General features: G+C 53.7%; 17 protein-coding genes and 2 tRNA genes. 14 read left to right on the top strand and 5 right to left on the bottom strand.

Features of this window, described 5'->3' with window-relative positions:
• The first annotated feature begins 31 nt into the window (after positions 1-31).
• The 3 genes from DS739_RS01270 to DS739_RS01260 are packed head-to-tail and all read left to right on the top strand — an operon-like array spanning position 32 to position 3854.
• Positions 32-946: a bifunctional methylenetetrahydrofolate dehydrogenase/methenyltetrahydrofolate cyclohydrolase gene (locus DS739_RS01270; protein WP_006116793.1), complete on the top strand. Its 915-nt coding sequence runs from the start codon at positions 32-34 to the stop codon at positions 944-946.
• Entirely contained in the window at positions 943-1692 is a 750-nt protein-coding gene (locus DS739_RS01265) for a methylenetetrahydrofolate reductase (protein WP_006116792.1), read from the top strand. The genes DS739_RS01270 and DS739_RS01265 overlap by 4 nt, the downstream gene beginning before the upstream one ends.
• A 59-nt stretch (positions 1693-1751) precedes the next feature.
• Positions 1752-3854, top strand: coding sequence for a hypothetical protein (locus DS739_RS01260; RefSeq protein ID WP_006116791.1), 2103 nt, complete (start codon positions 1752-1754; stop codon positions 3852-3854).
• A gap of 64 nt (positions 3855-3918) precedes the next feature.
• Here DS739_RS01260 and DS739_RS01255 read toward each other — a convergent pair whose 3' ends face one another.
• Together DS739_RS01255 and DS739_RS01250 are read right to left on the bottom strand one after the other, a co-directional pair.
• A complete protein-coding gene (locus DS739_RS01255) occupies positions 3919-4419 on the bottom strand; it encodes a kinase inhibitor (RefSeq protein ID WP_006116790.1) in 501 nt (166 codons plus the stop codon).
• 19 nt (positions 4420-4438) lie between these two features.
• Positions 4439-4651, bottom strand: coding sequence for a hypothetical protein (locus DS739_RS01250; RefSeq protein ID WP_006116789.1), 213 nt, complete (start codon positions 4649-4651; stop codon positions 4439-4441).
• A 169-nt stretch (positions 4652-4820) separates the two neighbouring features.
• Between DS739_RS01250 and queA the strand changes: the two genes are divergently transcribed.
• The 7 genes from queA (at position 4821) to DS739_RS01215 (ending at position 11065) form a co-directional block, all read left to right on the top strand.
• Positions 4821-5897 carry a tRNA preQ1(34) S-adenosylmethionine ribosyltransferase-isomerase QueA gene (gene queA / locus DS739_RS01245; protein WP_006116788.1) on the top strand — a complete coding sequence of 359 codons (1077 nt, stop codon included), beginning with the start codon at positions 4821-4823 and terminating at the stop codon, positions 5895-5897.
• Between the two features lies 1 nt (position 5898).
• Positions 5899-7059, top strand: coding sequence for a tRNA guanosine(34) transglycosylase Tgt (tgt, locus tag DS739_RS01240; protein WP_035352785.1), 1161 nt, complete (start codon positions 5899-5901; stop codon positions 7057-7059).
• 12 nt (positions 7060-7071) lie between these two features.
• Positions 7072-8172 carry a tRNA epoxyqueuosine(34) reductase QueG gene (gene queG, locus DS739_RS01235; RefSeq protein WP_006116786.1) on the top strand — a complete coding sequence of 367 codons (1101 nt, stop codon included), beginning with the start codon at positions 7072-7074 and terminating at the stop codon, positions 8170-8172.
• Positions 8169-8414: a ribbon-helix-helix domain-containing protein gene (locus tag DS739_RS01230; protein ID WP_035352782.1), complete on the top strand. Its 246-nt coding sequence runs from the start codon at positions 8169-8171 to the stop codon at positions 8412-8414. The genes queG and DS739_RS01230 overlap by 4 nt, the downstream gene beginning before the upstream one ends.
• A gap of 79 nt (positions 8415-8493) precedes the next feature.
• Complete coding sequence (locus DS739_RS01225) at positions 8494-9321, top strand: TerB family tellurite resistance protein (RefSeq protein WP_035352779.1); 828 nt, start codon at positions 8494-8496, stop codon at positions 9319-9321.
• Between the two features lie 244 nt (positions 9322-9565).
• Positions 9566-10414 (top strand): VacJ family lipoprotein, encoded by an 849-nt coding sequence (locus tag DS739_RS01220; protein WP_026019323.1) that lies wholly within the window; start codon positions 9566-9568, stop codon positions 10412-10414.
• A 27-nt stretch (positions 10415-10441) separates the two neighbouring features.
• Positions 10442-11065, top strand: coding sequence for a phospholipid-binding protein MlaC (locus DS739_RS01215; protein WP_006116783.1), 624 nt, complete (start codon positions 10442-10444; stop codon positions 11063-11065).
• A gap of 57 nt (positions 11066-11122) precedes the next feature.
• On the opposite strand, the gene DS739_RS01210 is transcribed toward DS739_RS01215, so the two are convergent.
• The 3 genes from DS739_RS01210 to DS739_RS01200 form a co-directional block, all read right to left on the bottom strand.
• On the bottom strand, positions 11123-11626 hold the full coding sequence (locus DS739_RS01210) for a GNAT family N-acetyltransferase (protein WP_006116782.1): 504 nt from the start codon (positions 11624-11626) through the stop codon (positions 11123-11125).
• A gap of 123 nt (positions 11627-11749) precedes the next feature.
• Complete coding sequence (gene ettA / locus DS739_RS01205) at positions 11750-13429, bottom strand: energy-dependent translational throttle protein EttA (RefSeq protein WP_006116781.1); 1680 nt, start codon at positions 13427-13429, stop codon at positions 11750-11752.
• A gap of 79 nt (positions 13430-13508) precedes the next feature.
• Positions 13509-13582: transfer RNA gene (locus DS739_RS01200), tRNA-Ile, on the bottom strand.
• Between the two features lie 156 nt (positions 13583-13738).
• Between DS739_RS01200 and ppa the strand changes: the two genes are divergently transcribed.
• From ppa to DS739_RS01180, 4 genes are all read left to right on the top strand, one after another.
• Entirely contained in the window at positions 13739-14266 is a 528-nt protein-coding gene (gene ppa, locus DS739_RS01195) for an inorganic diphosphatase (protein ID WP_006116780.1), read from the top strand.
• A 161-nt stretch (positions 14267-14427) separates the two neighbouring features.
• Complete coding sequence (locus tag DS739_RS01190) at positions 14428-15246, top strand: class III extradiol ring-cleavage dioxygenase (protein WP_035352775.1); 819 nt, start codon at positions 14428-14430, stop codon at positions 15244-15246.
• 82 nt (positions 15247-15328) lie between these two features.
• Positions 15329-15937 carry a YceI family protein gene (locus tag DS739_RS01185; RefSeq protein ID WP_006116778.1) on the top strand — a complete coding sequence of 203 codons (609 nt, stop codon included), beginning with the start codon at positions 15329-15331 and terminating at the stop codon, positions 15935-15937.
• Between the two features lie 149 nt (positions 15938-16086).
• Positions 16087-16163 (top strand) — tRNA-Asp (locus tag DS739_RS01180).
• Positions 16164-16168: the final 5 nt, after the last annotated feature.

Genomic DNA, 16168 nt, shown 5'->3' with positions numbered 1-16168 from the left:
ACACGCTTCTGCATGACCAACTGGCAGCTCCATGACCAACGCATCTTCATCCTCCCTTCCCTCCGATCATCAGGCTTCCCTGATTGATGGCAAAGGCTTTGCCGCCAAAATGCGCCAGAATATCCGAGAGGATGTTCTGGCGTTTCACGAGAAACATGGCGTAACACCCGGTCTGGCGGTGATTCTTGTCGGGAATGATCCTGCCAGCGAAGTGTATGTACGCAACAAAGCTGTGCAAACCCACCATGCTGGCATGCGCTCCTTTATGCACATGCTGCCCGAAAATACATCGGAAGCTGAACTTCTGGCGCTGATAGACCGCCTGAACAAAGACCCCGAAATTCACGGCATTCTGGTGCAGCTTCCCCTGCCAAACGGGCTGGATGGACGCCGCGTCACCAATGCTATTCTGCCTGAAAAGGATGTGGATGGGTTGGGGGAAATCAACGCTGGCCGTCTGGCGGTGGGCCTGCCCTCCCTTATTCCCTGTACACCACTGGGCTGCCTGTTCCTTCTGCGTGATCAGCTCGGGGATATGAAAGGCCAGCACGCCGTAGTTATCGGGGCTTCCAATTTGGTTGGCAAACCCATGGCCCTGTTGCTACTGGCAGAAGGTTGCACGGTTTCTATTGCACATATCCACACGCGCGATACGGCGGCACTGGCGCGGGAAGCCGATATTCTGGTGGTAGCCACTGGCTGCCGTGAACTGGTGCGTGGGGATTGGATTAAACCCGGCGCTACCGTGATTGATGTTGGTATCACCCGTATCAAAACCGATGATGGCAAAACCCGCCTTGTAGGCGATGTAGCGTTTGATGAAGCTGTTAAAGTGGCTGGCCGCATTACCCCGGTGCCGGGTGGCGTTGGCCCCATGACAATTGCCTGCTTGCTGAAAAACACGCTCACCGCAGCCAAATTGCAGCTTGAGGGGAGTGCAGAATGAGCCTTTCTCGCCTTTCGGTTGAGCTAATTCCGCGTTCTGCTGAGGCTCTGGCGGCAGATGTAGCCACAGTTAAAACCACTTTTCCCGCAGCAGATACGCTAAATATTCCTGACCTAATGCGCTTTCCCCTTCGCAGTTGGGATGCCGCAGCACTTGTGCGCCCACAGTTTGGAAACGTTATTCCGCATATCCGGGCCATAGATATTGCGCCGGATGCGCCTCTGCCCGGAGCAGATCAATCAGGGTTGGAAGAAATTCTGATTGTGCATGGTGACCCACCGGCAGATCTCAGCCACCGTACATACCCCAACAGCACGGAAAGCATTATCCGCCGCTACCGGCGTGAAGCTCCGCACCTCAAAGTCTATGCAGCGTTTGACCCATACCGCCGCGCCCCATGGAAAGAGCTGGAAGATGTGGCCCGTAAAAAAGAAGCCGGAGCTATTGGCTTTTTCACGCAGCCCGTATTTGACCTGAAGCTGTTTGATCTGTGCCGGGAATGGATGCAGGGCGAATGCGTATTTTGGGGCCTTTCCCCCGTTATTGGCCCCAAATCACGCTCTTACTGGGAAACAACAAATCACATTGTTTTCCCGCGTGATTTTTCCCCCACGCTGGAAGCCAACATCCTGTTTGCACAAACGGTACTTAAAGAACTAGCGCAGGAAAAAGGCAAAGCCTACCTTATGCCCGTACGCATCAAGCTAGAACAGTATCTTCCTGCCCTGCTTGATGCCGTGGCATAAAAGCCGTGCAATTTTCCTGTATTATTCCCACTTACCCGATCGTTTTATAGGATCAGCCCATGCCGTTCTATCTTCTCTCCTGGCATGGCGTACTGGTGGGGTATACGGGCTTGCGGCTGCATCCTGTTTCCTTTGCACAATCCTTTATGCGTGGCACAACTCCAGCCACGTTAGATGAGCAATCTGCGGCGTTAAATCCTGGTGGAACGTTTACCAAAGCAGAAGCTATAGAAAATTTTGCAGGCCGCCCGCTTATGTCTATCCGGGCAGGCAAGGGCTATCTTTCTAGCCGAGACCAGAATGTGTTCGATGTTGTGCCGCTTTGCGCTACATGGGAGCACTTTCTGCTTTTGCCGCCAGAGCTGCTTTCCGTCCTGCGCGATCTTACGGAACAGGAATGGTATAATGGTACACGCTTTGTTGGGCGCGCCACCTGTGCAGAGCATCATTTGCAACTGGATGGGCGCAAATGGCCTGCAGAGCAACTTCAGGCCGAACGCACAAAAGACACCATAACACTCTGGAGCGATACCACCCCAGAGAAGGTAACATTTACTATCTGCCCCTCCCACGCTCTATCTGGGTTAATGGAAGATGCCCTGCATCTTTTACAAACAAACACTCTACGCCCCACCACAACACCGTGGGCCACATTGGATGATCTGCGCGAACAGATTTTACGCTTAAGCGTTACTCCGCGTGATACGGCCACATGCGTACAATTGGCGCGTTTGTGCGCTCTTTTTGGACAATGGGAACTGGCAGACGGGTTTTTAACCATTGCGCGCCAGCATGATGCACGCCCCGAACTGCAATGGATGGCCGCCATTCTGGCCTTACGCACCAAAAACTACGATACCGCCGCCACGTTAATGGAGCAGTCTCTTGCCACGCGTTATCCTGATCGCGACATAGGCACGCTACTCGCCCCATTAGTGACACGGCAACAGGCCGGAGAATGTGCTCTTTTGCTGGTGCCTAGTGCTTTAAGCAATATGGGGCTACCGGCTTTTGAAACACCATTTGAGGCGCTTTTGGTGCCTATGCGCCTTTCATCCAACAATGGCCCGGACATCCGGCGCATCTATAGCGCCCTGTTTGAACAAGCGTTCCAGAAACTGGATACAGAAAGCCGTTTGCGCCTTTTAACGGCGGAAGCCCGGTTAAATGGTCTGAGTTGGTGGGAAGAACTGGGCATGGGCCATACAAGCTGGTTGGCTGGCCTACAGGCAGAAGCAGATACGCATTACGCCATTGCCCGCAAACTGGCCTTGCAGGATAACATGGCCCCGGCTCTGTATGATCAAGGGGTGTTTTCATGGTTAAGCACGCAGGAATGCGGGCGCTTGGCCAGCCGCGCTATACCGGATGTAACGGGTGTAGCAAACTGGCAATGGCACTTTAGTATACCAGAAGAACGGCCTTCTACCTGCTTAGCCTTTGCCTGTACAGCGCAACATTTTGATCTGGTTCCGGGGCTTGTGCTTTCCCTTATCCATGCCTGCCGAGAAGACCGTTCCGCGGGCCAAATCCAGATCTGCCTTGGTGTTGCAAACCCAACTGTGGATCAGCTTACCTTTCTCTCCACTCTTTCAGAATGGTTGGAAAAACATTCCACAACATTGCGACTCAGCTTTGGGCATGGTGAAACAAAATCAGATGCCGATATGCTGGAACCCGCATTACGGTATCTGATCCTACCTGATATTGCCGCCCAGTTTAGGGTACCCGTTTTGATAGGAGATTGCGCAGGCTATTTTCCTGCCAATTTTGTCAGCCTGCTGCGAGATATGAAAGCCCATGCAACATATGGCTTTGATCTGACCCAGTTTGATGACAACGGCCACCAACAATATGGCGCACCGTGGAGCATGAATACGGCTTTGGCCTATTTTGGCGAAGCCGAACTTGTGCCCGCTATTGCCGCCTTTATGAGCGATTACTTGAATACAGTATGCTCACCAAGCAACCCGTATCATACAGACATGGATCGCTGCGTACTAGCTCAGACATTTCGCCGCTTTGTGGCTTCTCGCTGGGCGCAACTTTCCATCCGGTTCTTAAATGATGGGCCACCCCTTCTGGTTATGCCGCAGCATGAACACACAGGGCTTGTAACGCCGGATGATGTTTTAAACGATCTTAAAGCCTATGCGCGCTAGGCAATTCCAGCCATTACCATGCTCTTTCCCTGAACCTTTTATAAAAGGTTCAGGGAAGAAACGCTTAATCGCGGGAACCACTACTACCATATAAAGCCGTCAGGCTGGCAGAAGCCAACTTGTGGTGGTTCACCATAAAACCAACCAATGCCGGGCTGGAATCTGCCTGCACATCCAGCGTAGGAACGTCCAGCGCATAAACTGTAAAAACATAACGGTGCACGCGCCCTGGTGGCGGAGCAGCGCCACCATAACCGGGCACGCCAAAATCTGTACGCACCTGTAAAGCGCCTTTGGGCAGCTTATCTCCGGCAGAACCTGCGCCTGTTGGCAGTTCTGTAATAGTGGCGGGAATATTCACCACCACCCAGTGCCACCAGCCCGAACCGGTTGGGGCATCTGGGTCATACACCGTTACCACAAAGCTTTTGGTGCCTGCTGGGGCATTTTTCCATTCCAGCGCGGGGGAAAGATTCTGCCCGTGCTGCCCCATACCGTTATAAACCTGCGCCTGTGGCAGCGTATCACCATTTACAAAGGCAGGGCTTGTAAGAACAAATGCCATAAAAGCAGCTCCCGTGCTGTTACCAGTTACGGCTGATTAACCAGAATTCTTCGGATGTCAGCGTAACGCCTGCCTTGGATTCTGCTGCTGCTTTGGCCAGAGCTTCAATCCGTTCAATCATAATAACCTTACGCTGGTGCGCTTCTGTGGCTTCATCACTGGTTTTCAACACACCCAAAGAAACTTCAGCGGCCTTGGCAACACGTGCGGCATCCAAAAGAGCGTAAGACATAAATTGTCATCCTTTAAATATCTGTTCACCGGAATACCCTCCGGCATGACTGAAAAAGGAATCTGGCCCCTAAGCTTCCTCTCTTCAACCCCCACAGGCTGCATGCCACCTGCAGAACTGCACCTTTGCCTCTGGTCTTGGCCCAGCCTATTGCGTAAACGGTGCCATCATGAGCAGTGACCGCACCGAAGATTTTGATTTTCACCTTCCAGAAAGCCTGATCGCGCAGGAACCCGCCCGCCCGCGAGAAGCCGCGCGCCTTCTGGATGCCACACAGCCTGGCATATTTGCTGACCGGCATATCCGTGATCTGCCCTCGCTTTTGAAGCGGGGAGATTTGCTGGTTGCAAACAATACGGCCGTTATTCGTGCCCAGTTGCATGGCCTGCGCGGAGAAGCCAAAATTGGTATTACGCTGGATCAGATTCAGCCAGATGGCAGTTGGCATGTGTTGGTGCGCAATGCCCGCAGACTCAAGGTTGGTGACATTATTGCATTCCCCGGTGTGCAGGACATAGCACGCGTGTTGGCGTTAGAGCCCGGCGGGGGGGCAGTGCTCCGCTTTAGTGCGGAAGGGGATGCTTTTGATGTATTCCTGCAAAAAGCCGGTGCATTGGCACTCCCCCCCTATATTCATCGCCCCGAAGGGCCAACTGCGCAGGACACCAGCGATTACGCCACCATTTTTGAGCGTAACAAAGGTGCTGTGGCTGCTCCCACCGCTGGGCTGCATTTTACGCCAGCCCTGTTGAAAGCTGTAGATGCCACAGGTGCTCAGCGCTGTACGCTCACCTTGCATGTAGGAGCTGGCACCTTTTTGCCAGTGCGGGAAGCCGAGATTTCTGAGCACAAAATGCATTCAGAACGCGGGATCATCACCCCGGAAACAGCAGAACGTATTAACACCACCCGTAAGGCTGGCGGGCGTATTATTGCCATTGGCACCACCAGCCTGCGCCTGCTGGAAACCGCAACCGATGAAAACGGCATTGTGCATCCGTTTGATGGTACAACCTCCATTTTCATTCGGCCCGGCTATCAATTCCGCGCAGTGGATATGCTGCTCACCAACTTCCACCTGCCACGCTCTACGCTGTTCATGTTGGTTTCCGCCTTTGCGGGCGTCGAACGCGCGCGGCAGATTTATGCCCATGCTGTTGCCAGCGGCTACCGCTTTTATTCCTACGGCGATGCCTGCCTGCTGCGCTGCGCCCATTCCATCCACGCCCCCACCTCGGAACAGTAAAATGACCCGCTTTAACTGGACGTGTGAAAGCACAGATGGCGCTGCCCGCGCTGGTATGCTGCACACAGCCTACGGCCCTGTAGCCACCCCTACCTTCATGCCGGTTGGCACAGTTGGCACGGTAAAGGCCATGACTATGGATGCCGTGCGCTCTACAGGTGCAGGCATTGTTCTGGGCAACACCTATCACCTCATGTTGCGGCCAGGGGCAGAACGCATACGCGCTTTGGGTGGGCTCCATAAATTCATGGATTGGTCCGGCCCGATTCTAACAGATTCCGGGGGATTTCAGGTGATGTCCTTGGGTGCGCTGCGGCGGCTGGATCAGGATGGCGTCACCTTCCGCTCTCACATTGATGGTTCTGAACATCGGCTCACGCCGGAAAGTTCAACAGACATCCAGCACGCACTGGATGCCACCATCACCATGTGTTTTGATGAATGCCCCGCCCTGCCCGCACCGCCAGAAGCCATTGCAGCTTCCATGCGGCTTTCCATGCGCTGGGCTGCACGCTCCCGCCAAGCCTATGTACAGCGTGAAGGGTATGGTCAGTTCGGTATTGTACAAGGTGGTACAGAAGTGGATCTGCGGGCGGAAAGCGTAAAAGCGCTCACCGATATTGGGTTCGAAGGCTACGCCATTGGTGGCCTAGCGGTAGGCGAAGGGCAAGAACTCATGTTCGCCACGCTGGACACCACAACCCCCATCATGCCGCAGGACAAACCACGTTACCTTATGGGCGTAGGAACCCCCGATGATCTGCTTGGCAGCGTGCAACGTGGCGTGGATATGTTTGACTGCGTGATGCCCACCCGCGCAGGCCGCACTGCCCGCGCCTATACCGAGCGCGGCACGCTAAACCTGCGTAATGCCCGCCATGCCACAGATGCACGCCCTATTTCTCCACACTGTGACTGTCTGGCATGTTCACGCCATAGCCGCGCTTATCTGCACCATTTGTTCCGCGCCAATGAAATACTCGGCCCCATGCTGCTAACATGGCATAATATTGCCTATTATCAGCGCCTGATGCGCCAGATTCGGCAGGCTATTGTTGAAAAACGGCTGGATGCACTGGCCACCGCTTTACGTGCAGAATGGGCAGCAGAGGATTGGACTGAAGATGAAATGCCGCAACCCGCTATTCCACCTGTTCCCTGAATAAGTCTTTCTATGATCGCCCCTTCCGCGCCTGCGCTACAACCTGTTGCACCAGCAGCAAGACTGGCGGAAAAAATACGCATAAAGGCGCTGGAACTTGGGTTTGATGCCATAGGCTTCTGTCCCGCCCATCTGGGGCCAGAAGTGCGCGCACGGCTGAAAGATTTTTTAGCCGAAGGGTATCATGGTGAAATGGGTTGGTTGGCAGACCGCACGGAACAGCGCAGCCAACCCACAGCCTTATGGCCAGAAGCCCGCAGCGTTATTGCGTTAGGCCTGAACTACACACCGGCAGAGAATCCGCTAAGCACACTCCACAATCGCACATGCGGAAATATTTCCGTGTATGCGCGCCACCGTGATTATCACGATGTTGTTAAGGGTATGCTAAAGCATCTGGCCCAGTTTATCGTGCGCGAAGCCCGCATGGTGCTGGATACAGCCCCAGATGTGAAAGTGTTTGTTGATACAGCCCCTGTGGCGGAAAAACCTCTGGCCACACAGGCCGGGCTAGGCTGGCAAGGCAAGCACACCAATCTGGTGTCTCGCCAGCACGGAAGCTGGCTCTTTCTGGGCGAAATCTACACAACGCTGGAACTTCCAGCCTCTGCCCATTCTGGGGGCAGTTGTGGAAGCTGCACCCGTTGCCTGAACGCATGCCCTACGCAGGCTTTTCCGGCCCCTTATCAAATGGATGCACGCAAGTGCATTTCCTACCTGACCATTGAACATGCAGGGCCTATTCCACTGCCACTCCGCAAAGCCATTGGCACACATATTTATGGTTGCGATGATTGCTTGGCCGTATGCCCGTGGAACCGCTTTGCCCAGACATCTCGCCACATAAAGCTGCAACCAAGGCCAGATTTGATAGCGCCAGAACTGGCCACACTCAGCCAACTGGATGATACGGCTTTCCGTGCCATGTTTTCTGGCTCTCCTATCAAACGTATCGGACGCAACCGGTTCATCCGCAACGTGCTGATAGCCATTGGCAATTCTGGCCATCCGGATTTGCTGCCTTATGCACAAGCATTGCGGCAAGACCCAGACGCCGTTGTGGCGGAAGCAGCAGATTGGGCCATACAGCGCCTGACGGGAGATGCTGCTTGAGCCGCCATTTACGCAAACGCAGCCTGATTCTGGCAGGCCATGATACCAGCGTGGCGTTAGAACCCACCTTTTGGGATGTGCTGGAAGATATAGCCAACCAACAGGCACAAACACTGCCGCAGATAGTTACCAAAGTGGATGCCGCACGCTCACCCGAGCAATCACTAGCCTCTGCCTTACGGGTTTATGCACTGGAATGGCTGAAACAGCAGCTTACCACTCATGCGATTCCCTCTGCCTGAAAGCAACGCAGAACTGCTGTGTCCGCTTAAAGCATCAGGGATGTTTGGGCAGGCTGCCAGAACGTGATAAACTGTTGCTATGGCGATCTGGGGTAAAATTTTTGGTGGCGTAGCCGGTTTTGCCGTAGGCGGGCCGGTTGGCGCAGCGGTTGGCACAGCACTCGGCCACGCAGCAGATACAGGTGCGATTCTCCAGCCTCCCACAGGTGGCTGGAGCGATAAATGGGCTGCGCGCGCAAGGCCAGACCCTAACGGGGCTGCTACCTTTGTGGCTGCCAAACTGGCTGCGGCCCTTGGCAAGAAGGAACAGCTTTACGGGCTTTCCTGCGTTATCCTTAGCGCCAAACTGGCTAAGTGTGATGCGCCCGTTAACCGGCGAGAAATCAACGCCTTTAAATCTCGTTTTCGCGTGCCAGATGAAAACATGCGTGAAGTTGGACGCCTGTTTGATATGGCACGCCAACGTACGGATGATTACGAAGCCTTCGCGCGTGAACTGGGGCAAGTTTACGCAACAGACAAACGCCCGTTGGAAGACCTGATGGGAATTCTGTTTACCATTGCGCGCGCCGATCTGGCAGCGGATGACCCCTTGGCTCCTGAAGAAGAGCGTTTTCTCAAACGGGTACATGCCCTGTTTGGTTTAAGCCGTGGCGCGTGGGAACGTGCAGCCCACGGGCGTTCCACCCCAGCCATGGCCGAAGATGATGCCTATACTGTTATGGGTGCCTCGCCAGATCTTTCAAATGAAGAACTGCGTGCCTTGCGGAAGAAACTGGTGCGGCAGTACCACCCGGATATTCTGTTGGCCCGCAAAGCAAGCGCCGTTGAAATTGAAGCCGCATCCGTCAAAATTTCACGCATTAACGCTGCGTGGGATATCATCAAGCGGGATCGTGGCCTCTGATTTCAGGATTCTCTTTTCTTTTTGAAGCAAGATAGGAAGTGCGACTTTCTGGCAACAGATTGCACAAAAATCTCTCACTCTCCTGTCAAAGATCGCACACACGGGTCTATTTTACGCCCCTGTTTGTTATGCAAGTAAGCCCTGCCATTGCGCCGCTGGTTTCTCGTGGTAGAGAAAGCGACAGCAATTGGCCTGCATTCAGCATGGGCCAGACGGTCGTCACAGAGCAAAGGTAAAGGTGGCAATGATTTCAGGACGGAACGGCTCAAGGCTCCGCCCTCGCGCGCAGGCAAAAAAAAGTCAGACGCGGGAAGGTTCCTCGGCACAGCGCCGTTTTCGTTTGGGCACATTCTGCCTGGCCGCCACTTTGCTGGGTACGGCAGGATGCAGTGCTATTAAGGCACCCGTACCCAAAGACCCGGATGCTCTGGCTGAATACAAGGCGGCGAACGACCCCTACGAACCGTTGAACCGCAAGATGTTCAACTTAACCATGAAGTTCGATAAATGGGGCCTGCGCCCCATGGCCAAAGCTTACGTGTGGGCCGTGCCACGCCCGGTACGTAATTCATTGGGCAACCTTGTCAGAACCATGAACGAACCCTCCGTTTTCTTTAACGATGTGGGGGCAGGCAAGCCACGCCGCGCAGGTGATATGTTTGTGCGCTGGTGCGTGAACATGACAGTGGGCTTGGGCGGTTTGATTGACGTAGCCAAAATGGCCGGATTCCCGCACCATGATAACGATGCTGGCATGACACTGGCCAACTGGGGCATTCCTGCGGGGCCATATCTGTTCCTGCCAATGGGGCCATCTTCTATCCGTGATGGTATTGGCTACGCCATTGACCAAGGCCTTTCCCCATGGGACTATGTGCCACGCGGGTACGGGTTGGTTAGCTTTAACTGGGCTTATAACCTGTTTGGGGTTGTGCATGCCCGTTCTGAGCATTTGGATGAACTAGACGCGTTGGAGCGTGACGCGCTGGATCCTTATGCTACGATTCGTAGCGCCTATCAGCAGCAGCGTCGGGCGCAGGCTGAAGCCATCAAGAATGATAACCGCGCGACCGTGCCAGACTGGTACCATTAAGAAAAACAGCCAAAAGGGTACACAGACATGAAATTTCTTTCAAGCCGCCGTGTTATTCTGGGTGCCTTTGCCCTGCTTTGCGCTGGTGGCCTTTTTTCCGCTCCTGCTCGTGCTGCGGAAAACGCAAAACAATTTATTCAGGTATTTGGCAACCAGCTTGTCGCTATCGTCAACAGCCCTATTCCGCTGAGCGAAAAGAAAGAGAAAGTTCTGCCGCTGGTGCAGAAAAACGTCGATATTGATGGAATCGGCCGCTACTGCCTGGGCCGTTACTGGAAAACAGCCTCACCAGACCAGCAACAGCGTTATCTGGGCCTGTTCCATCAGGTTCTGGTGAACGCCATTACGGACAAGCTGGGTGAATACCGTGGCGTAAACTTTACGCTGGGGAATGTAACCAGCTCTGGCCCAGATGAATACGCCGTGGACAGCACGCTGATGCGCCCACAACAGCCTGCGGCCGCCATGCAGTGGATTGTTAGCGAAGCCTCTGGCAGCCCCAAAGTGGTGGACGTAATTGGTGAAGGTGCAAGCCTACGCCTAACGCAGCGGAATGACTATTCCTCCTACATCGCACGTAATGGCGGTAACGTAGGGGCCCTTCTGGATGCATTGCAGCGCCAGTTAAGCCACCACACAGCGGCCAACTAACGCACAAATAGAGTTTTTGGTTTGTAAAAAAAGGCGTTCCCTCTGGGAGCGCCTTTTTTATGGCTTGGGCCAAACACTTTCATAAACCAGCATTGTTTGGCCATCTCTTTGAAACGTTTCTTCCACCCGCATACCAATACCACCCAAAATGGTGCGGGACGCCACGTTGCTTTCTGCTGCAACGGCTATCACTTTATTAATTCCGGCATCATGCGCAAAGTTAAGCGCAGCACTTGCGGCTTCTCGCGCAATACCTCGACCGCTGGCCCACGGAAAAAGCGCAAAGCGTAAGGCAAAGCCACGCCCATCGGGCCGATCATGAATACCGGTCATGCCGACAAAGCGGCCTTGTTCATGAATGGTAAAAATACCTACCCGATGGCAGGCCCAGAAAGCGATATCATCCGCCATTTCCAGTTCCGCCTGCTGGCGGCTACGCACGCCACCCAACATGCGGCCAAAGGCACCGCCATCTGCTTTTAGGCGCACCATATCTTCCATATCCCGCCATGTTACGGGCTTAAGCAGCAGGCGCGGAGTTCTAACAGAACGCGAATCCACAATTCACGCCTTGCAGCAAAGGAAAGGCAAAAGCCCTTCCTCTAATTCCGCATGCTGCTGGTAATACATGGTGCCTTCATCAAGATAGGAGCCCAATAAATTAAGGGCTCCTATTACCCCTACTTAGCGGGCCAGAGGTTTGTACTGGATACGGCCAGGTTCTGTCGCATCTGGCCCCAGACGGCGGCGTTTGTCTTCTTCATATGCCTGGAAGTTCCCTTCAAACCATTCCACGTGGGAATCGCCCTCAAAGGCCAGAATATGCGTTGCCAGACGGTCCAGGAACCAGCGATCATGCGAGATCACCACTGCGCAACCGGGGAATTCTGCCAGCGCATCTTCCAGCGCACGCAGGGTATCCACGTCCAAATCGTTGGTAGGTTCATCCAACAGGATCACATTGCTTTCCTGCCGTAGCATCTTGGCCAGATGCACGCGGTTGCGTTCACCACCAGAAAGCACGCCAACCTTTTTCTGCTGATCAGAACCTTTAAAGTTAAAGGCTCCAACATAAGCGCGTGAAGGCACAGCCCGCTTGCCCAGATAGATAACATCCGTGCCGCCGGAAATTTCTTCCCAGACGGTTTTATCTGCATCAAGATCATCACGAGACTGATCTACGTAACCAAGCTTTACGGTTTCACCAATTTTCAGCGCCCCCGCATCCGGCTTTTCCTGCCCGATAATCATTTTGAACAGGGTAGATTTACCAGCACCGTTCGGCCCAATAACACCCACAATACCACCCGGCGGCAGCTTAAAGTTAAGGTTATCAATCAGCAGGCGTTCACCAAAGCCTTTGGTGAGGTTTTCGGCCTCAATAACAGTGCCACCAAGGCGTGGGCCTGGTGGAATAACAATGTCCGCAACGCCGCTAACTTTTTCAGCACTGGCCGCCAACATTTCCTCATATTTGGTAATACGGGCCTTGCTTTTGGTCTGGCGTGCTTTGGGGCTAGCGTTAATCCATTCCTGTTCCGCAGCCAATGCACGCTGGCGGGAACTTTCTTCCTTTTCTTCCTGTGCCAGACGCTTGCGCTTCTGCTCCAGCCAAGAGGAATAGTTGCCTTCGAACGGAATACCGCGGCCACGCTCGATTTCCAGAATCCAGTTGGTCACGTTGTCCAGAAAGTAACGGTCATGGGTAATAACCATAACGGTGCCATCGTAATCCTTCAGCGTGCGCTCAAGCCATGCAACACTTTCGGCATCCAGATGGTTGGTTGGTTCGTCCAACAGCAGCAGGTCGGGCTTTTCCAGCAGCAGGCGGCACAGCGCCACGCGGCGGCGCTCACCACCTGAAAGCTTATCTACCGGGCTATCTGCGGGTGGGCAGCGCAGGGCATCCAGCGCAATATCTAGCTTGCGGTCCAGCTCCCAACCATCACCGGCATCAATCTTTTCCTGCAATTCGGCCTGTTCAGCCAGCAGGGCATTCATTTCCTCATCTTCCATGGGTTCGGCAAAGCGGGCGGAAATCTCGTTAAACCGATCTACGGCCTTTTTAAGATCGCCAAAGCCCAGAGCCACGTTTTCGCCCACGGTCAGCTTAGGGTCTAGCTGCGGTTCCTGCTCCAGATAGCCAACACGCACCCCTTCTGCGGCCCATGCCTCACCACCGAATTCCTTATCGATGCCGGCCATGATTTTCAGCAGTGTGGACTTACCTGCACCGTTCACACCCAAGATACCAATTTTGGCACCCGGCATGAAGGATAGCGTGATGCCTTTAAACACTTCACGCCCGCCGGGATAGGACTTTGTCAGATCCTTCATGACATAAACGTATTGATAGGATGCCATGATAATGAACTCCCGTAATGCGGATGGGTAAGATTAAAGGGCGGGTGCGACCACATCGGCGCAGCAAGCTGTTATCGCCTGCGCCCGGCAGGACTTGAACCCGCAACCAAGCCGTTATGAGCGGCCCGCTCTAACCAATTGAGCTACGGGCGCGCAGGCGGGTTCCTGATTACGCAACCTGAGCGATTTGGCAAGAGTTTCTGTGCTGAAAACTGCCAGTTGGCATGAAAAACGCATTACTCTTGGCAAGCGGGCATCTGCCAGATAGGGTTTGCCGCCTTTAATTTTTCAGCTCTGGAGCAGTCTTCAATGGACGTTTCAAAACTTTCCCCCGGCAAAGATGTGCCGTTTGATATTAACGTCGTGATCGAAATTCCGCAGGGTTCTTCTGTCAAATACGAAATCGACAAGGAAAGCGGCGCCCTTGTGGTGGACCGTTTCCTGTTCACGCCCATGGCTTACCCTACGGCTTACGGCTTTATCCCCAACACGCTGGCCGCTGATGGCGACCCAACGGACGCTCTGGTGCTGACGCCGCACAATGTTGTGCCCGGTTGTGTGATTCGCGCCCGCCCAATTGGCGTTCTGAAGATGGAAGACGAATCCGGTCAGGACGAAAAAATCATCTGCGTGCCGCACGACAAAGTGCACCCACAGTTTACCAAGGTGCAGAGCGTGGACGATCTGCCGGAAATTACCGTGCAGGCCATTGAGCATTTTTTCACCCGCTACAAAGACCTTGAAAAAGGCAAATGGGTGAAAGTGACCGGTTGGGGCACAAAGGAAGAAGCAGGCGAGTTCATTGTGAAAGCTCTGGAAGCTGCAAAAGGCAAATAAACCGCCTTTGCACTCTGCTTGACAAAAAGCTGCGGCGGCTTCTGCCCCGCAGCTTTTTTTCTTGCCTCATACCCTATGCAAAAACAGTTTTCCTAGAATAACAGCTTATCAAGCGCCCCCTTCGCCTCCAATATGAAGCACGGATATTGGAGAAAAATAGCATGCCCATTACGGGGTCTTCCCTTCCTTCGCGCCAACCCGTTCTCTTTCTTCCTCATGGTGGTGGCCCATGCTTTTTTATGGATTGGCCCAATACGTGGGACAAAATGGCGGCGTATCTCCGCAGCACGCAAAGCACCCTCCCCCGTAAACCCGATGCCATTGTGGTGGTTTCTGGCCATTGGGAAGAAGACATTCCCACCATTACGGCCGCGCCCAATCCATCCCTGATTTATGATTACTTTGGCTTTCCGCCGCATACCTATCAGCTACAATACCCAGCGCCCGGCAGCCCTGAACTGGCCCAAAGTGTTTGCAACCTTTTGCACGCAGCCGGCATGCCATGCGCCACAGATGACAAACGCGGGTTTGACCACGGTGTCTTTATTCCCTTCATGCTGGCGTTTGAAAAAGCTGATATCCCGATTGTGGAACTCTCCCTGCTAAAAAGCATGGACCCTGCCGCCCACATTGCTCTAGGGGCCGCGCTGGAGCCTTTACGTGCCCAGAATGTGCTGATTATTGGCACAGGTATGAGCTATCATAACCTGCGCCACTTCATGAACGGTTCCTCAGCCACCAATCAGGCAGCACAAGAATTTGATACATGGCTGGAAAAAGCAGTTACAGCCCCGCCAGTTAAGCGCGATACCCAGCTTGTGCACTGGGCCGCTGCCCCCGGCGCACGTATTTGCCACCCGCGGGAGGAACATTTGCTGCCACTTATGGTGGCAGCAGGCGCTGCCGGGCAGGATGAAGGGATTCGCACTTATAGCGATACCGTTTTGGGTAAAGCGCTATCTGGTTTCCGCTTCGGTTAAAGGCCGTAAAAACTTACCGGCAACTTTCTGTTTGCTCAGGAGCTATCCCTCTCAAAGCCCTCGTTTTTAAAGGAACAAGCTTATGAGCACTTTTTTCTCGCGCCCTGTCCTTATGATTGCGGGATTAACTTTTGTTCTCTCCACAGCTCAAGCTGCTCCAGCCTTTTCCGCTGTTGAACAAGGAAACTACGCTGTAGATCCCAGCCATACGCAGGTGGTGTTTTCTGTACTCCATCTGGGCTTTACCAATTATTCCGGCTTTTTCTCAAACGCATCGGGCACGCTTGCGCTTGATCCCGCTCAACCGGAAGCATCGCGACTCAGTGTCTCTATTCCCACTGACAGCGTCCTAACCCCCAGCACCAAGCTGACTAACGAGCTCAAAACCTCTGAATGGCTTGATGTGACCCACTACCCCAAGGCTGAATTTGTTTCCTCCAAAATCACACCAACCGGAACAGACACGGCTGATATTGAAGGGCAATTTACGCTACATGGCATTACACAGCCACTTACCCTGCACGCACGTTTTATAGGCGCAGGGCAGAACCCCATGAACAAAACCTATACTGTGGGCTTTCAGGCTACGGGAGAACTGAAGCGCAGCGCCTATGGCATAAAAACCTATGAGCCCTTGGTGGCGGACAAGGTGTTGCTTTCTATTGCCGGAGCATTTGAAAAGGCCAAATAAGCCATTCCTTTCAAAAGAAATTGCCACTTTTTTGCGCGTAGCACGAGAAATTCTTCCTGAAATGAATTTTTTTATGAAAACCCTGTTGCCAAACGCGAAAACATCGCTATAAAGCGCGACATACCAACGCACGAAAGCGCGTTGAAACTGCGGGTGTAGCTCAGTTGGTTAGAGCGCCGGCCTGTCACGCCGGAGGTCGCGGGTTCGAGCCCCGTCACTCGCGCCACTTTA

It is taken from the genome of Acetobacter sp. JWB (assembly GCF_003323795.1).
Classification (GTDB): Bacteria; Pseudomonadota; Alphaproteobacteria; order Acetobacterales; family Acetobacteraceae; genus Acetobacter; species Acetobacter oryzifermentans.
Note: the sequence above shows the minus strand (reverse complement) of the source record. Positions and strands in the feature narration are given on the sequence as shown.

Excerpts from the sequence above, each read along its gene's own strand:
- DS739_RS01215 (WP_006116783.1), top strand. The coding sequence starts at position 10,442 with ATGAAATTTCTTTCAAGCCGCCGTGTTATTCTGGGTGCCTTTGCCCTG.
- DS739_RS01250 (WP_006116789.1), bottom strand. The coding sequence starts at position 4,651 with ATGTCTTACGCTCTTTTGGATGCCGCACGTGTTGCCAAGGCCGCTGAA.
- ppa (WP_006116780.1), top strand. The coding sequence starts at position 13,739 with ATGGACGTTTCAAAACTTTCCCCCGGCAAAGATGTGCCGTTTGATATT.
- DS739_RS01220 (WP_026019323.1), top strand. The coding sequence starts at position 9,566 with ATGATTTCAGGACGGAACGGCTCAAGGCTCCGCCCTCGCGCGCAGGCA.
- DS739_RS01260 (WP_006116791.1), top strand. The coding sequence starts at position 1,752 with ATGCCGTTCTATCTTCTCTCCTGGCATGGCGTACTGGTGGGGTATACG.
- ettA (WP_006116781.1), bottom strand. The coding sequence starts at position 13,429 with ATGGCATCCTATCAATACGTTTATGTCATGAAGGATCTGACAAAGTCC.
- DS739_RS01270 (WP_006116793.1), top strand. The coding sequence starts at position 32 with ATGACCAACGCATCTTCATCCTCCCTTCCCTCCGATCATCAGGCTTCC.
- DS739_RS01190 (WP_035352775.1), top strand. The coding sequence starts at position 14,428 with ATGCCCATTACGGGGTCTTCCCTTCCTTCGCGCCAACCCGTTCTCTTT.
- DS739_RS01255 (WP_006116790.1), bottom strand. The coding sequence starts at position 4,419 with ATGGCATTTGTTCTTACAAGCCCTGCCTTTGTAAATGGTGATACGCTG.
- DS739_RS01265 (WP_006116792.1), top strand. The coding sequence starts at position 943 with ATGAGCCTTTCTCGCCTTTCGGTTGAGCTAATTCCGCGTTCTGCTGAG.
- DS739_RS01225 (WP_035352779.1), top strand. The coding sequence starts at position 8,494 with ATGGCGATCTGGGGTAAAATTTTTGGTGGCGTAGCCGGTTTTGCCGTA.
- queG (WP_006116786.1), top strand. The coding sequence starts at position 7,072 with ATGATCGCCCCTTCCGCGCCTGCGCTACAACCTGTTGCACCAGCAGCA.
- queA (WP_006116788.1), top strand. The coding sequence starts at position 4,821 with ATGAGCAGTGACCGCACCGAAGATTTTGATTTTCACCTTCCAGAAAGC.
- tgt (WP_035352785.1), top strand. The coding sequence starts at position 5,899 with ATGACCCGCTTTAACTGGACGTGTGAAAGCACAGATGGCGCTGCCCGC.
- DS739_RS01185 (WP_006116778.1), top strand. The coding sequence starts at position 15,329 with ATGAGCACTTTTTTCTCGCGCCCTGTCCTTATGATTGCGGGATTAACT.